Source organism: Pseudovibrio denitrificans JCM 12308 (assembly GCF_001310815.1).
GTDB classification, from domain to species: domain Bacteria; phylum Pseudomonadota; class Alphaproteobacteria; order Rhizobiales; family Stappiaceae; genus Pseudovibrio; species Pseudovibrio denitrificans.
The window spans coordinates 366319-382126 of sequence record NZ_BAZK01000008.1; the positions used below are offsets into that span (position 1 = coordinate 366319).

General features: G+C 50.6%; 12 protein-coding genes and 1 pseudogene. 2 read left to right on the forward strand and 11 right to left on the reverse strand.

Translation table 11 applies throughout. The features are described from left to right. Positions 1–20: 20 nt before the first annotated feature. The 8 genes and pseudogenes from JCM12308_RS13165 to JCM12308_RS13200 all read right to left on the reverse strand — a co-directional run bounded on the left by JCM12308_RS13165 (position 21) and on the right by JCM12308_RS13200 (position 9982). A complete protein-coding gene (locus JCM12308_RS13165) occupies positions 21–1040 on the reverse strand; it encodes an alpha/beta hydrolase family protein (RefSeq protein ID WP_054784032.1) in 1020 nt (339 codons plus the stop codon). Positions 1041–1149: 109 nt separating this feature from the next. Next, on the reverse strand, positions 1150–2475 hold the full coding sequence (locus JCM12308_RS13170) for a methyl-accepting chemotaxis protein (protein ID WP_054784085.1): 1326 nt from the start codon (positions 2473–2475) through the stop codon (positions 1150–1152). Continuing rightward, complete coding sequence (locus JCM12308_RS13175; protein ID WP_054784033.1) at positions 2453–2977, reverse strand: PAS domain-containing protein; 525 nt, start codon at positions 2975–2977, stop codon at positions 2453–2455. The genes JCM12308_RS13170 and JCM12308_RS13175 overlap by 23 nt, the downstream gene beginning before the upstream one ends. Positions 2978–3343: 366 nt before the next feature. Continuing rightward, on the reverse strand, positions 3344–5782 hold the full coding sequence (locus JCM12308_RS13180; RefSeq protein ID WP_208609149.1) for a methyl-accepting chemotaxis protein: 2439 nt from the start codon (positions 5780–5782) through the stop codon (positions 3344–3346). 186 nt (positions 5783–5968) lie between these two features. After that, the gene (locus tag JCM12308_RS13185; protein WP_054784035.1) at positions 5969–6427 is read right to left on the reverse strand and encodes an acyl-CoA thioesterase; all 459 of its coding nucleotides are present in this window, start codon (positions 6425–6427) and stop codon (positions 5969–5971) included. A gap of 18 nt (positions 6428–6445) precedes the next feature. Beyond that, a pseudogene (locus tag JCM12308_RS13190) lies at positions 6446–7602 on the reverse strand (iron-containing alcohol dehydrogenase). Positions 7603–7714: 112 nt separating this feature from the next. Further along, positions 7715–9001 carry an MFS transporter gene (locus JCM12308_RS13195; protein WP_054784036.1) on the reverse strand — a complete coding sequence of 429 codons (1287 nt, stop codon included), beginning with the start codon at positions 8999–9001 and terminating at the stop codon, positions 7715–7717. 213 nt (positions 9002–9214) lie between these two features. Beyond that, complete coding sequence (locus JCM12308_RS13200; RefSeq protein WP_208609148.1) at positions 9215–9982, reverse strand: protein kinase family protein; 768 nt, start codon at positions 9980–9982, stop codon at positions 9215–9217. Positions 9983–10104: 122 nt separating this feature from the next. On the opposite strand from JCM12308_RS13200, the gene JCM12308_RS13205 reads away from it, so the two are divergent. After that, positions 10105–11628: an acyl CoA:acetate/3-ketoacid CoA transferase gene (locus JCM12308_RS13205; RefSeq protein ID WP_054784038.1), complete on the forward strand. Its 1524-nt coding sequence runs from the start codon at positions 10105–10107 to the stop codon at positions 11626–11628. 89 nt (positions 11629–11717) lie between these two features. Here the strand turns inward: JCM12308_RS13205 and JCM12308_RS13210 are convergent, their stop codons facing one another. The 3 genes from JCM12308_RS13210 to gmd all read right to left on the reverse strand — a co-directional run bounded on the left by JCM12308_RS13210 (position 11718) and on the right by gmd (position 14237). Then, entirely contained in the window at positions 11718–12062 is a 345-nt protein-coding gene (locus JCM12308_RS13210) for a RidA family protein (RefSeq protein WP_054784039.1), read from the reverse strand. A 146-nt stretch (positions 12063–12208) separates the two neighbouring features. Continuing rightward, positions 12209–13177, reverse strand: coding sequence for a GDP-L-fucose synthase (fcl, locus tag JCM12308_RS13215; protein WP_054784040.1), 969 nt, complete (start codon positions 13175–13177; stop codon positions 12209–12211). Then, positions 13170–14237 (reverse strand): GDP-mannose 4,6-dehydratase, encoded by a 1068-nt coding sequence (gmd, locus tag JCM12308_RS13220; RefSeq protein WP_054784041.1) that lies wholly within the window; start codon positions 14235–14237, stop codon positions 13170–13172. Before gmd ends, fcl begins: the two co-directional genes overlap by 8 nt. A gap of 313 nt (positions 14238–14550) precedes the next feature. Between gmd and JCM12308_RS13225 the strand changes: the two genes are divergently transcribed. Next, positions 14551–15807 carry an Hsp70 family protein gene (locus JCM12308_RS13225; protein WP_054784042.1) on the forward strand — a complete coding sequence of 419 codons (1257 nt, stop codon included), beginning with the start codon at positions 14551–14553 and terminating at the stop codon, positions 15805–15807. The last annotated feature ends 1 nt before the right edge of the window (position 15808 follow it).

Here is a 15808-nt window from a genome sequence, read left to right on the forward strand (position 1 = left end):
GGAGTATCAGCTCCCTCACCTCACAGCTTCAGAAAACGCGCAATCTCTTCAAGTATATCCGCATGGATTTGCGCGCGGGCAGTCCCTTCGGGGTCGTCACAAACCGGATCATCTTTTTCAGCTGCTAAGACTTCAGGCCCTTCCGTTTTACATTCTGCCAGAAACGTAAAGTGGTGACCGGGCTTGACGACTGAGTAAGTTGCGTTCTCAAGCTTCCCAATAAGATTGCTGCCCTCAGGACCGACATCAGCCGCCTTCCAAAGGTGCTCTTGTCCGATGTTGATCAAAAGAACTGGTTGTTGAACCTTTGCAAGGCTTTGCTCATCAACCGCGTAGGTAAAACCCGGATCAATGGCAACGACAGCAGAAACGCGTGGGTCTTCAGCTGCCTTTGAAAACCCCGCAGGCATGCGAGAGAAGTCGACACCGCCTTTAGAAAGAAACACACAATCAGCCTGAGACTTGCCAATGCCCTGGCAATACTCGTTGTACCGATCTCCATCAAAACGCAGACCAGCAAGGTTCAACGCAGTTGCTCCACCCAACGAGAAGCCGAGGGATGTGATGCGGCTCTTATCGACATGCTTTGCGAGATAAGGGTCAGCAAACAGTTCATCCAGAGCCGCACTCAGATCTTTAGCCCGTTCATCCAATCGCACGGATCGTCTTGGGGAAGAGTCACCGGATGTGCTGCCCTGATGATTGACCGCAAGCACCATGGCCCCTTTCAGCGCCAGTCCTGAGGAGAGCCACGATATCGTGTCCATGTTTCCTCCAGAGCCATGCGACAGCAATGCGAGTGGATGCTTACCATCTTTAACCGCAGCGCCAACATAGGCCGAAGTACCTTTGAACACCGCATTATCGCCGACCAGACCACGGTAAGTCGCTGTTTGGGCTGGGTACCAGACGGAGGCGGCAACAGCTGATGTTCGATGTGGGGCTGAGACAGTAAGGCGATCATAGCCCGCGTATGGCATCTCCGCCAAAGCGGCTGTGCAGGTGAGAGCGAAGATACTGCCGAGAATGATGGATTTCATGATGCTATCCTTTGCATTGAGATAACATCTTGGTAGATGGCAGCTCCGATAAGAGCGTCCTGAAACACGAAGTAGGTCTCCCATATCATGTTTCAGGACGGCAACCGGATCAGGTGCGCATTTCGCTGTTGCTCAGCGGGCCATTGCGCAGTTCGCTGATGTACTCGTTCACAGCGGAGGACAGTGATGCAATCTGCTGGTTCATTTCAACGGCTGAGCCAATCACACTCTCAGCGGCGTTTTCAGTCTCATTTGCATAAGTCGACACATCTGCCACGTTACTGGCCACTAGGCGGGTGCCGGAGTAAGCCTCTGCAATGTTTTGAGCAATCTCCGTCGTTGCTTCTGCCTGTTGTTTGGCAGAGAGCGAAATGGAATCCGTGACGCTCTCTATTTTGGAAATGGACTCTGCGACTTGCTTGAATGAGACAACTGTTTCTGCAGTGGCTGACTGGATGGCCTCGATCTGGCCGGAAATCTGGCCAATCGCGTCGGATGTTTGCGAGGCAAGCTCCTTCACTTCACCAGCAACAACGGCGAAGCCTTTGCCTGTTTCCCCCGCGCGTGCAGCTTCAATGGTCGCGTTCAATGCCAGCAAATGAGTCTGTTCTGCAATGGAGCTGATCAGCTCGACAACTTCGCCGATGGTTTCAGCAGCAGCACTCAGACTGCTGATCTTGGTTTCACCCGCTTCCACTTCCTGAACTGCGGTTTTGGTGACATCAGCGGTGAACTTCACTTGATTGCCGATCTCGGCAGCAGATGCGGAAAGCTCTTCAACGGCGGCAGAAACGGTTTGTACGTTGGCAGAGGTTTCTTCAGAAGCCACGGTCACGGCAGATGCGCGCTGAAGCGTCAGGTCGGCAGATTGCTCCATCTGCTGCGCGTTCTGGCTCATGTTGTGACCAGCGCTGGAAAGCGTTTCTGTTGCCGATTTTGTCAGCATCTCAAAAGCATCAGTCTGGCCGGAGAAATCGCAGATACGGTCCTGAACTTTGGAGATCGCGTGGTTGACCTGATTTGCGTAGACCAGAAACGAGCCCTGCAAACCACGTGTTACTACACGGCGGTAATACTTATTCGCGGAAAGAGCATGCGTGGACGCCACCATCTCGCGAATAAAGGAATCCATTTTGTCGGTAGAGTAGTTCACGCTGGCGAGAAGATTCTTCAGCTCACCATGGTCCATCCCAACCAGAGTGCGGGCTTCCAGATCACCGCTCGCCTGCGAAGCTGCGGTCTCGGTTATGTGTTTCAGCACACGGCGCACTTTCAACATGAAGAACAGCGCAGATACTGCTGTTAGTGCAGCTAAGGCAGACAGGAGTGAGAGCAAACCACTCTCCCCGCCCACATTCATCAGCGCAACAACAATACATAGCGCAGCCGTCAGGCAACTTAGAAGGACACCCTTAGAGAGTGAGGATAAATTCATCATAGGTCACCCGATTATCGGAGAGGTAGTTAGCGAGGAACTCAGAGCTGTTATGCTGTCCGTCTTTGCGGCTCTTAGGAGCCTGCTCAATCTCCAGCAGCTGCTGGTAAAACGGAATAATCGCTTCGCTGAGAATCTTGCGCTCTGGCACTCTGCGTGTTGAATGATATCCGATGATCTTTCCGGTATTATCAAAGGTGGGTGTGACATGCGCGAACACCCAATAATACTCTCCGCCCTTACAAAGGTTCTTTACATACGCGAAGACCTCATGCCCTTCTGCGATGCGCTTCCACAAAAGCTCGAAAACGCAACGGGGCATATCCGGATGACGGATAATACTGTGTGGCTGTCCGATTAGCTCCTTATAGGAGTATCCAGCGATCTCACAGAAGATCTCATTACAATACGTTATTTTGCCCTTTAAGTCGGTCTTACTGACAATGATGTCTGCCTCACTGAATGTTTTTTCAGTATCGGACAGATGTGCACCCGACGACATAGCTGCCTCTATGTTTTTCTACTTGGTAACTTGAATGAATAAAATTCAAGCAGACAGAACATGTCCTGAATAAATTGACGGGTAGTTAAGATAAAAATCGATTCTAAGTAATTCACAAAGTCAATTTATAGTATATTCTGCATGCATATGTTATTCTATACATATATATCACCATTTTATATTTCTCTTTGCGCAACAACAAAGACAAACTACTTACGTCTAAATTCGCAGATTCGAATTATTACAACTCAGAAACTTCATTCTCTGGGTCAATATATAGATGAAATGAATTTTCTGATTTCAGACAAAATAAAAGGCAGCTTAGAAAAACTAAGCTGCCTTAAATATTCGAGTTTTGCGTGTATGTTAGCCGACTTTTGCAACTGCTGTCAGGAAGTCGTCTACTTCACGACCAAGAGCCCGCGTACTTTCCGTCACTTCTGTAGAAGCCGTCAGCACACGTGAAGACGCCGTGTTGGTTTCACTCACAGCTTCAGAAACGAGAGTCATGTTCTCGTTCACACTGGATGTACCCACTGCAGCTTCCTGAACGTTGCGGCTGATCTCTGTAGTCGCAGCGCCCTGCTGCTCAACAGCTGTGGCAATTGCAGAGGTGAACGCAGTGACCTCATCCATCGTGTTGGAAATACCCTCGATGGAAGACACGGCATCAGTCGTAGAGTTCTGAATTGCGGAGATCTGGGAGCTGATTTCCTCAGTTGCCTTAGACGTCTGGTTCGCCAGTTCCTTCACCTCAGCCGCAACAACCGCAAAGCCCTTACCTGCTTCACCGGCACGTGCCGCTTCAATGGTTGCGTTTAGAGCCAACAAGTTGGTCTGTTCAGCGATTGCCTGAATGAGGCCAACAACCTCACCGATCTTCACAGTGGCGTCCGCCAACTCATTGATACGGTCGTTGGAAACATGCGCACTTTCTGTCGCTTTCGCCACAACAGACGTTGTCGCACTCACCTGACGAGCAATCTCTTCAATGGAGCTGCTCAGCTCTTCCGCTGCCGCAGACACCATCTGAACGTTGTTCGCTGCATCTGTAGAAGAAGCTGCTGCACGCTCAGTCTGATCAGATGTACCGCGAGCCAGGTCAGCCATCACGCTTGCTGTCTCCCCCATCTCACCCATGCTGTCATTCACAGAAGTGAGCAAGTTGCTTGCCGTGTTTCTGAAGTCAGTGATCAGTTGCTCAACTTCACGCTGTTTCTCGGCATCCTTTTCAGCAACCTGCGCCTGCTCTTCCCGAAGACGAGCACGTTCCAGAGCGTTGTCACGGAAGACCTGAACCGTACGGCTCATGTCACCAATCTCATCTCTGCGTTTCACGCCAGCGATTTCAACGTTGGTGTCACCATTAGCAAGACGTTCCATGATACCGGTCAGGCGCTTGGTTGGGCGAGTGATGGCAAGGGACAGACCCAGAGCAATCAATGCACCAAGAGCAAGACAGACAGCAACGGTGGTCGCAATCAGGTTTGTTGCCAGTTCACCAGCAGAGCTCGCATTTTCGGCTTCAGACGCAGCAATGTCGATAATCTGCCCCTGAACGGTCTCGGACTGTTCAGTCAGTTTAGTTACAAGGCTGGACAGCTCTTTCTTGCCGTTGGCCATGGAACCGAAGCCAGAACGGATCGCCGCGATTTCCTTCATCGCATCTTTGGAGGCTTTCACACCACCTTCGATGTCTTTCACACCTGCTTTAAACTCACGGCCTGCTGCACCAAGCTGATCAATCTCCTTGGAGACTTCTTCAGCCTTTACACCAGAACCTGCACGCAGGAAGGAAAGAGAGGAAGAGCTGACTGCCAGTGTCTGACGGGTGATGTTGGAAACAGATGCCAACGCAGCATCAACCTGCTGCTTGCGGTCAACCGCTTCAGCCTGCTTCTTGTTCGCGTCATCAATGGAGCGATACGTGAAGCCAATTACCAGCTGCGCGGTCTCACCAAGCACATCGATGCTTGCGGTGATGTCCTGACGCAGAGAATACATCTCAGAGAAGTCAGTGGAATCGCGCAGTGCCTTCAGCTTTTCAACCAGCGTATCGGACACATCTGCCAAACTCTGAAGAACCTTTGGATCCAAATGGGACAGCTCGATTTTCTGAAGCTTCTTGATCTCGCGGCGTGCCTTTGCAGCGCTCAGCAAGGTTTTACGCAGAGCCCCTTCTTCAGAACTAGTGGTCGCCTTCACGAAGAAGTAGCGCATATTCAGTGCCTGACTCTGAATGGTTGCTACGAGGCGCCCTGCCTTGTCCGCTTCCTTCAACTGCTCTTTCGCCAGCGTATCTTGTTCCGCTGCTGAAGTTGCAATCTTGGAAATGTCTGCCTGTACTTTCTTGCCAATCGCCTGAAGATTGGCAACCGCAGACATCATTTTCGCGATCTGGGATTCCTGAATGTCCGTTGCCATGCGAACACGGCTGAACAAACCTTTCAGAGCCCGCACGTTTTCGTGGGTCTCTTCAAAGGCGGTGCCATCCTTGCCGTCTGCAACAACCTGCTCATGCAAAGCTTCAAGATCTGCGCCCAGCAGATTCAGCTCATCAGCAGCTGCGGTTGCATCATACTTGCTCAGACTGCGCAGATAAGTCTCGCGTGCTGAGGTCGTATCATGCAGGCCCTGCATTAAACGCATGGTTGCATTCGTCATGTCGGTTTGCTTGGTGAGCTGAGAGATAGAAAAGATTCCGATCCCACCAGCTGCAGCGGAAAGCAAGAGAACGATGATGAAGCCACCGCCGATTTTCGTCGACAGTCGCAAATTAGTAAAAAGCTGGAGGACCCGCCTCATGACCTTATTTCTCCCGAATAAAAGTCGTTGCCCATGACTTGGCGGCATCCTAAGCTTGTAAATCTCAACCAGTAGTTAACCCGTAGGTATTTACGGCATTAATTGAGTAATTTCTGAAAGTTTTATCTGTTTATGCGTCCAACATAGATTTATTATAAGTGCAAATAATCATTAGATTTTTAACAATCAAGAATCAGCAACCTCTAGTAGAAGAGCTTCAAGTGCATTGCGCAGATTGAGCGAGAGTGTCTGTGGTCGGCGAGTGGCGCGATCTACGTACACATGCGTAAAAAATCCCTGTGCTGCAGCTGTCTCTACACCTTGCGCAAACAGGGCCAGCTCATAACGCACAGAGCTGTTTCCCAGATGACCGACACGCAATCCAATGTCGATCTTTTGCGGATAGGCTATCTCTGAAAAGTACTGGCAGCCGGATTCGACCACCAAGCCGATCTCGTCCCCTTCGTGAATGTTAAGTGCATCGTTTGCAATAAGATAGGCATTCACCGCGCTGTCGAAGTAGCTGTAATAGACCGCATTATTGATGTGGCCATAAATGTCATTATCTTCCCAGCGGGTCTGGACCTCACTGAAGAACTTATATTGGCTCCGTGCATCCGGCGTTGGTTTCTTAGGTTTGCTCATCTGAGTAACTCCGTGCACTTAAAGGGCTTGCATATAAATTTGTAGCGCGGCGTCTTCATCCATCTCTCGCGGATTATTAACGAGCAAACGCGTCTGTTTCATCGCTTCACTGGCAAGCTTGGCCATATGCTGTTCTTCAATTCCGACCTCCCGAAGAGTTGTTTCAACACCAAGCACCTTGGCAAGCTCAGCCAACCGATCCGCAAACACGCTGCCCCGGATATCAGAAGGTACTTCGATCAGTTCGGGAAACACCAGTGGAGCCAACTCAGCATAGGCATCCGCACAAGAAGGCATGTTGAACCGCATCACATGCGGCAGAACGAGCGCGTTGGAAACCCCATGCGGCACATGAAAGATGCCACCGATCGGATAAGCCAGCGCATGCACCGCTGCTACCGGCGAGTTGGCAAAGGCCTGCCCAGCCAACATAGAACCCAGCAGCATGTTAGAGCGGGCTTCTTTATCCTGAGGCGTGTTCACGGCCTTCTCAATGTTCGCACCGAGCAATCGCAGAGCTTCCTTGGCCAGAACCTTTGAAACCGGATTATTGTTTGCTGAAGTAGACGTATAGGCTTCGATAGCATGCACCATGCATCAATGCCTGTTGCAGCGGTCACATGTGCAGGCAGCCCAAGAGTAAGATCAGCATCCAGCACCGCCACATCCGGCAGCAACTGAGGTGACACCACGCCCTTCTTCTCAGCCTCTCCTGTTGTGATGATAGAGATCGGCGTAACTTCAGAGCCAGTACCCGCTGTTGTTGGAATAAGGATCAGCGGAAGTCGCTTTCCTTTAGCCATGCCGACACCATAGATATCCGCGAGCTGCTCCCCTCCCCCAACAAGCAGTGCAACCAGCTTTGCAACATCAAGGGATGAACCACCGCCAAGCCCGATCACACCATCGACGTGTGCAGTCTTTGCCAGTTCAGCTGCCTGCAACACGATAGCTTCGGGTGGATCAGCCACCACATCCTCAAAGAGCGTAACGTCAATTCCGGCAGCTTCAAGCCGCGAGATCACAGGTTCAACGAGGCCTGCTTGCATGAGCCCCTTATCACTCACCAGCAAAACGCGTTTGCCTATGGTGTTCAGTGTCAGTTGATCCAGCTGTTGAACCGCACCGGGTTCGCAAATAACGCTTGCTGATGTGTTGAAGACAAAGCCTGTCATGGAATCCCCCCCTCACTGCTCCCTGCAGGTGGCAGGTTTGAGCAATCCGAAGAGAATGCCTCAGGTCCTCAGGAAGGTCGAGCGCAATTAAAGTCGAACCCGCGCTGGTGGGTTACACGGCTTCTTCCGAGATCACCGGTTCAGGATCAGGCGCCTTGCCCAGGCTTAGAACTGCAATAAACCCGATAACTGCACCCACGGACATGGTCACGCCTCCAGCAAAGAAGGGCATGGAAACAAACCATTGCTCAGCCAGAAAAGCCCCGATTGGTATTGAAATAAGTGTCAGGCCCGATTGTAGCATCTCACCAACAGAAGAAACACGCCCCAGCAACTCTTCTGGCGTCTGCTTTACGATGATAGCTCCGTAAGGCACCGTTATCAGGCTGGAAAAGATACCAGCGACAAACCAAAGCGCCATCTGCTCATTAAGAGTGATAGGTTCAGGGCTGAAAGGAAGCCATCCCGCTACGATGGTCAAGGCTCCACCAAAAAACGAGCCGATAACCATCATCAGATGCAGATTTACTCGATCACCAATCTTCGCCGTGAGATAGGTGCCGACAAGCCCGCCTACACCGATAGCGCCAATGATTGGCCCAGCAGATGCTCCCGGTTGCCCCGTCTCTTTAATTAGGAGCAGCAGTACGGCTTCATACAGGAAGACACTGAATATAAAGAGGCAGATAAGAGCGATACCTAAGAGTAGGCGTGGTGTCTTCCAGATGTAAGCAAGGCCAACCTTTGCATCGCGCAGCACACTGCCGTTGCTCTCCTGTTCAGTCTCATCGCTTGCTTGACCTTTCTTCAGCACGCCAAGCAGGGTGACACAGAACAGCGCACCAACTGTAAAACAGAGCCCGCCAAGCAAAAAGACATTGTGCGGGCTCCAGATGGCAAGCAAAGCACCGCCAAGAACCGGCGCAAAAATCTTCGTAGATTGAATGACAAAATGATCAATACTGACGGCCTGTGTCAGCATATTGGACGGCACAATCTTTTTCAGCGCCAACTGCTGCGCTGGCATAAACGCTGCGGAGATTGTCGACTTCAAAAAGACAAAGGCGATGAGAAGTGCGAGAGTGTTGGCAAAGAAGAACATGCCAACCATAACAGCAGCCCGGATAACAAGACCGGCCATCAGCACGGGCCCGGCTCCAATGCGATCCACCAGAATACCCGCAGGCAACCCAAAAAGAACGCGTGGTAATGTAGCCGCCATGATCACACTGGCAACCTCGGTAGCGCCCATGCCCCAAGTGTAGTTCACCAGCACCATGATCGCGATGAAGTCGATCCAGTCCGCAAAGGCCGCAGGAACAAGAACACCAATAAACCGACGAAACGCGCTCAGCTTAAACAATGCCAAAACGGAAGTATTTACTGCCTCATCCTGCATAACAAAGCCCGCCTCAAATTCATTTCTTCAAAAAAGCCAGAAAAATCAGCGCACAAAATGCCACGCCAACGGAAAGAGCAATCCCGTTAGCTTAACCAAGCCCCTTCCAGATGCAAGGTGTATATAGGTGAAGATAATTATGCTGAACTCAGCTTTAGGTGCCAGGCTTCCCAACTTTAGAGAGAGTATCCGGTCTTCCGAAGACTATAAGGCTCAGATCTTATGTCCGCCACCTGTGTTTTTACCGCTTAGAATATCCAAATGGCGATCTAGACGCCGCCGAATTCGTTTCTTGCTCAGGTAGTCAATCTTATGAACTGGCAAAAACTGGTTGTTCAGGTAGGGTTTTACATCAAAGCTTTTGATGTATTTATTGCCTTGCTCATCAAGAACAATTCCCATGTTTTCAGGACGATCTGCAAAGCAGGAAACATGGTGGCGGCGCAAAATCCCAAAATAGTCAATCAAAGCTCGAACCAACTCGTTATCATCAACACGGCCATGGCGGCTGATGTAGTCGCGCACACTGCGAGTTTCGGGATGCCAGAAGTTCTCAATCTTTTCCGTTAGCAGAGCAGGCCCACGATCGGTTTCCACCATTCCGTAGACTTTTGCAAAAGAGCGATGCTCTTCCAACCCAATGTCCTGAATGTGTTGCCAGCCTAAAAGCTCATCCTGGTTTCCGCTCAAGCGTTGCTTCTTATAGCCAAGCTTTGCACGAACAGCACGAAACAGGTTCTTTAGCGGGCCGCGAGTTTTTACCTTGCGCTTACCAGTCTCGTAACGATCAAACTTCAGAAGCTTGGTAGTATCAGAAGCGCATTCATAAGTGTCGCGAAATCCGCCACCACGGACAAAATCACCAACCTGATAAACTTGTTTTTCCTGCAACACAGTCAATTTTGAGCCAGTCTTTTTCGTAAATTTGAGCCACTTACATAACAAATTATAATAGTTTGAAAAGCACCAATCTTGCCACACATGATCAAGCTATTGTTTTCAAACGGCTTTCAAGAGATCGATTGTACCTTAACCGGACTTTTTAGTGTTTGCGGGATAATCTCCTCAAAACAACACGGACACAAACTCCGGGAACCAGCAGGATGCAGATCTGCAGTGCGCGTGAAATTGCAGCCTTTGTGCAGGATGGCGATACTATTGTGATTGGCGGTTGCGGATGGGGCCTTGCCACGCCGGAAGCTCTGCTAGAGGCCATCGAACAACGGTTCCTCTCAACCGGTCATCCCAAGAACCTTTTCGTCATCAACTCTCTTTCGATCGGAGATGGTGACAAGCGTGGACTGAACCGCTTTTCGCACAAAGGTATGTTACGAGGCATTATCTCCTCTCACTTTGCATTGACGCCATCGCTACAAAAACTCATCTCTCAAGACAAACTGGAAGCCTATTGCCTGCCAGCCGGTGTAATTCAACAGTTGATCCGTGAAATTGGAGCGGGTCGCCCCGGTCTTCTCACCCGAACAGGGCTTGGAACATTTGTCGATCCCAGACACGGTGGTGGTAAGTGCAGCAAGTCCTGTAAGCATGATCTGGTTGAATTGCTGCACCTGCATGGTCAAGAGTATCTCCGCTATCGCCCTTTCAAGATCGATCTCGCGTTGATTTGTGGCTCAGCTGCTGACACGAAAGGCAATCTCAGCCTTGATGAAGAGGCCGTCACTTTGGACAGCTTGAGCCTGGCAATGGCAGCGCATAACAGCGGAGGCCACTGCTTTGCACAAGTCAGGAACATCGTGGAATCCGGCAGTCTACCTGCTCGTTCTGTTGCTATTCCCGGTGTATTTCTGGATGCTTTGGTTGAAACACCCAGCCAAACCATCGCTTATGACACCCCTTACAGCCCTGCCCTTAGCGGTGCCATCAAGCCGTCTCATCGGCGTGTTCAAAATGAACCCAGCGAAGTTGCTCGCAAGGTGATCGCAAGACGAGCTGCAGAAGAGTTGATTGAAAATGCAGCAGTCAACATAGGGTTTGGTGTGCCATCAGGAGTTCGCTTTACAGAACAACGCAAAAAACTGGCTGAACAGATCTGGCTTTCTTGCGAACATGGCCATCACAACGGTCAGTTTCTGGGTGATACGCTTTATGGCGCAGCGCAAGGGTCTGAAGCTCTTCTGTCTTCATTGGATCAGTTTGATTTTTACAACGGTGGCGGGCTAGACATCGCTTTTTTGGGTATGAGTGAAGTAGACCGGCACGGCAACGTAAATCTCTCCAAAATAGGCGGAAAAATTGTTGGCCCGGGCAGTTTCATCGATATCTCACAGAACGCGCGAAAGCTGGTGTTCTGCGGTCTTCTCACTGGCGTCGATACACGCGTGGAGTATCGCAAAGATAAGCTAAAGATTACCAGAAACGGAACACACACAAAGTTTGTCGAACAAACAGACCACATCACGTTCAACGCAATCAATGCCCGAAGCAATGGGCAAGAAGTGCTCTATGTAACAGAGCGCGCCGTGTTCCAACTTGGGCCGAATGGACTTGTGCTCACCGAAGTTGCGCCCGGGATAAAACCCAAGCGTGACGTCCTAGCCCACATGGGCTTTGCCTGCAAAGTAGACGTGCAACGCAAGATGCCAGAGCACATCTTCAACGCACTCTGAAGTGCTAACAACTAACACTCAATGATTTAAGAGCGACGCTTCCCGGAAGTCTAAGTAGCCCCCGGTAAGCGTCGATTTCTTTGGGAGGCTTAGTCGCAAGCTGCTGTGATGATAACTTCCACGAGCAGTTCTTGGGAAGCGAGGCGCGCTTCACCGCATGCCCGCGCTGGCGCATGGCCTTCTGGAACCCAGGCATCCCAGACTTCATTCATATCCGCAAAGTCGCGCATGTCTGAAAGCCAAACAATAGCCTGCAGGATTTTTTCGCGGCTGGAACCAGCTTCAAGCAGCAGTTCATCAACGCGGCGCAGACATTCTGCGGTCTGTTCCTTGATGCTATCACCGCGATTGCCAACCTGCCCGCACAGATAAACGGTACCATTGTGCTTGACGATTTTGCTCATACGCTGCTTGGTGTGCATGCGTTCAATCATGTTGTTACCCCTTTAAGATCAGGAGGCATGAGCTCGGAAAACTACGAGGTTTCATATCTCCAATTTCAGCGAGACAACATGACTGAAAGCACTGGCAAGTGCACTGTGACATTTGCGAGTGTCCAAGCTTTTCTGAGGGCAAGTATTTATGCCGTTGCTTTTTCAAGGTGATGTTGAAGAAACCAGTTATAAGTCTCCGCAATCCCCTGATCCAATGAGATGGATGGCTTCCAGCCCAACTGCGCCAATCGCTCCGAACTCATGAGTTTTCTCGGAGTTCCGTCAGGCTTGGTGGTATCCTTCTCAATAGAGCCTTCAAACCCTAGAATTCTCGATAGTTTTTCTGCAAGTTCCAAAATAGAAATGTCCGTGCCGAAACCGACATTAATGTGCTCTTCTGCTGAGTAATTCTTCAGCAAGTACACCAGTGCGTCTGCACAGTCGTCGCAATGAAGGAACTCTCGTCGTGGCGCTCCTGTTCCCCAAATCTCAAAGGAAGCCGCGCCATTCTCATTCGCTTCGTGCACTTTACGCATGAGTGCTGGCAGAACGTGACTGGTTGTCAGATCAAAGTTATCGCCCGGACCATAGAGATTGGTTGGCATCGCGGAGATGAAATCACATCCGTGCTGCTTTCGAAAAGCCTGACAAAGCTTTATTCCTGCAATCTTGGCAATCGCATACCACTCATTGGTTGGCTCCAGAGGCCCGGAGAGCAACGCCTCTTCTGAAATCGGTTGAGATGCATGTTTTGGATAAATACAGGACGACCCCAGAAACAGCAGCTTTTGTACGTTGGCTGCATAGGCTCCACGGATGAGATTGGTTTCTATCGCAAGGTTTTCATAAAGAAAGTCAGCGGGATACTCATTGTTTGCCCATATCCCACCGACTTTGGCTGCCGCAACAATCACCGCATCCGGCTTCGTATCCTGCAAAAACATTAGCGTTTCACTTTGAACCGTGAGATCCACCTGTTTGCGGTCAGCCGTCAAAAGCGAGCAATCCTCTCGCTCCAAACGGCGCATCAATGCGCCGCCAACCATGCCTCTGTGCCCAGCTACAAAAACCGATTTTCCCGCGAGGTCAAATTTTGTCTCCGATAAATCAGGCATCTTCCAGCACCCGATGCTCTTGAAGTTCTTTCAAATCGGCCTGCACCATCTCCTGTACCAACACCTCTAGAGACGTTTTAGGCTCCCACCCCAGCTTCTGCCGCGCCTTACTTGCATCACCTAGCAGCTCATTCACTTCAGAAGGACGGAAATACCTCGGATCAATTTCGATCACTGAACGACCGGTTCGCGCGCAAAGACCTCGTTCCTCAACGCCCTCTCCCTGCCACTCAATGTCAGTGCCACAATGAGCGAAGGCCATTTCTACAAAACGGCGAACAGATGTCATCATACCGGTAGCCAGGACATAATCATCCGGCTGATCCTGTTGCAGCATCATCCACATGCCTTCAATGAAATCGCGCGCATGCCCCCAGTCTCGTTGAGCATCAATATTGCCGAGGTAGAGCTTCTCTTGCTTGCCCAAGCTGATTGCCGCAGCTGCACGTGTGATTTTTCGCGTTACGAACGTCTCACCACGCAACGGGCTTTCATGGTTGAAGAGGATGCCGTTTGAAGCATGGATTCCATAGGCTTCGCGATAGTTTACAACGATCCAATAGGCATAGAGTTTTGCTGCAGCATATGGAGACCGCGGATAAAATGGTGTGGTTTCTTTTTGCGGAACTTCCTGAACCAGACCATAGAGCTCTGATGTTGACGCCTGATAAAACCTTGTTTTCTTTTCCAATCCAAGAATGCGGATTGCTTCCAACAACCGTAGAGCACCAAGAGCATCGCTGTTGGCCGTGTATTCCGGGGTTTCAAAACTTACCTTAACGTGTGACTGCGCACCAAGGTTATAGACCTCATCCGGTTGCACCTCCTGCATAATCCGGATCAGGTTGGTCGCATCCGTCAGATCTCCGTAGTGAAGAATAAAGCGTGCATCTTCTTCATGCGGGTCTTGGTAAATTCCTTCAATCCGCCCGGTGTTGAAACTGGAGGAGCGGCGCTTAACGCCATGCACTACGTAGCCCTTTTTAAGCAGAAAACGGCTCAGATAAGCGCCATCTTGTCCAGTCACACCCGTTATCAATGCTGTCTTTTGCAAGGTCATCACACGCCCAAAATCTTAGGGAAACAGAGCATGAACCTAGGAGGAAACTGGTTATTGTCGCAATTCTGAAAACATGCCCCCACATTCTCTAGGTCACTTTGCAGAGCAGTGTTTTTAAACGAGGTTTCAGCTTCGCCCACAAGGATATCCAAGTTCCCTCAAAATTAACTGGCAATCCCACAGCTCACCGTGTATCAAGCTCGCCCTCCCAAACGCCTTGGGGAGGTATCCCGAACCTGAATATCCAAACGCAGCCGTTACTCTGGCAATTGCACAGCATTGCCTGACAAAAGGCATGATGAGAGGTCTAAAAATGAACAGCGCATTCGCAGGCATCGATTTTGGCACCTCCAACTCCACAGTGGGCATCTACTCCGGCAAAACACCAGAACTGGTGATGCTAGAAGAAGGCCATACGGAAATGCCGTCTGCCATTTTCTTCAATTTTGAGGACGAGCAGATAGTTTATGGACGGCAGGCGAAAGAAGAGTACATCAGAGGCGATGAGGGCCGCCTTATGCAGGCTCTCAAGAGTGTTCTGGGCACATCTCTCATTCAGGAAAAAACGGCTGTCATGGGCGGTCGTATGGCGTTTCGTGACATCATTGCACTGTACCTGCGCCAGTTGAAACGCAAGCTTGATGCACACATGCAGGAAGATGTCACCAAGGTGGTTCTGGGTCGTCCGGTACATTTCATCGACGGTGATGAAGTCGCTGACCGCGCAGCGCAAAACACGCTGGAAGGTATCGCTCGCCAGGAAGGCTTTGAGCATATTGCATTCCAGTATGAGCCAATTGCAGCTGCGTTGGCCTATGAGCAGTCTGTTACCCGTGAAGAGCTTATTCTGGTGTTGGATATCGGTGGTGGTACAGCTGACTTTTCCGTTATTCGCGTTTCTCCTGAACGGCGGAATGCGGCTGACCGCACTGGCGATATTCTTGCCAACACAGGTGTTCACATCGGTGGTACAGATTTCGACCGTCTGCTGTCGCTTGCGCAGGTAATGCCGCATCTGGGCTATAAAACTCTCACCAAAGACGGCAAACGCGCGCTGCCCTCCAAATACTACTTCGATCTGGCTACCTGGCAGTTCATCAACCAGCTGTATTCTCCAAGCATTTTGCGCGAACTCGGCGAAGTCAGACGCGAAGCAGCGCAGCCTCATCTGGTAGAGCGCCTACGTGAAGTTATCCGCGCAAAAGATGGCCACATGCTTGCTACACGTGTTGAGCAAACCAAGATTGACCTATCATCTTCCGAGATTGCCAGCCTCAAGATTGAACTGGAAGAAGAAGATGTTCAGGTGGATGCATCCAATGCCGATTTCCACGCAGCAATCGCAACTTCTGTCGGGAAAATCGATACCACCATTCAGGAAGCACTCTGCAAGGCAGGTGTGACTGCTGATCAGATTAACAGCATGTTCCTGACCGGCGGCACCACACGTATCCCAATGCTTCACGATCACTTCAAGTCCCTGATGCCAAACGCTTCTATCGTGGAAGGCGACGTTTTTGGCGCCGTGGGCCTTGGTCTTGCAGCCGACGCGAAACGAAAGTTCGGCTAAG

Coding starts and splice junctions, on each gene's coding strand:
- JCM12308_RS13165 (WP_054784032.1), bottom strand. CDS start 1,040: ATGAAATCCATCATTCTCGGCAGTATCTTCGCTCTCACCTGCACAGCC.
- JCM12308_RS13170 (WP_054784085.1), bottom strand. CDS start 2,475: ATGAATTTATCCTCACTCTCTAAGGGTGTCCTTCTAAGTTGCCTGACG.
- JCM12308_RS13175 (WP_054784033.1), bottom strand. CDS start 2,977: ATGTCGTCGGGTGCACATCTGTCCGATACTGAAAAAACATTCAGTGAG.
- JCM12308_RS13180 (WP_208609149.1), bottom strand. CDS start 5,782: ATGAGGCGGGTCCTCCAGCTTTTTACTAATTTGCGACTGTCGACGAAA.
- JCM12308_RS13185 (WP_054784035.1), bottom strand. CDS start 6,427: ATGAGCAAACCTAAGAAACCAACGCCGGATGCACGGAGCCAATATAAG.
- JCM12308_RS13195 (WP_054784036.1), bottom strand. CDS start 9,001: ATGCAGGATGAGGCAGTAAATACTTCCGTTTTGGCATTGTTTAAGCTG.
- JCM12308_RS13205 (WP_054784038.1), top strand. CDS start 10,105: ATGCAGATCTGCAGTGCGCGTGAAATTGCAGCCTTTGTGCAGGATGGC.
- JCM12308_RS13210 (WP_054784039.1), bottom strand. CDS start 12,062: ATGATTGAACGCATGCACACCAAGCAGCGTATGAGCAAAATCGTCAAG.
- fcl (WP_054784040.1), bottom strand. CDS start 13,177: ATGCCTGATTTATCGGAGACAAAATTTGACCTCGCGGGAAAATCGGTT.
- gmd (WP_054784041.1), bottom strand. CDS start 14,237: ATGACCTTGCAAAAGACAGCATTGATAACGGGTGTGACTGGACAAGAT.
- JCM12308_RS13225 (WP_054784042.1), top strand. CDS start 14,551: ATGAACAGCGCATTCGCAGGCATCGATTTTGGCACCTCCAACTCCACA.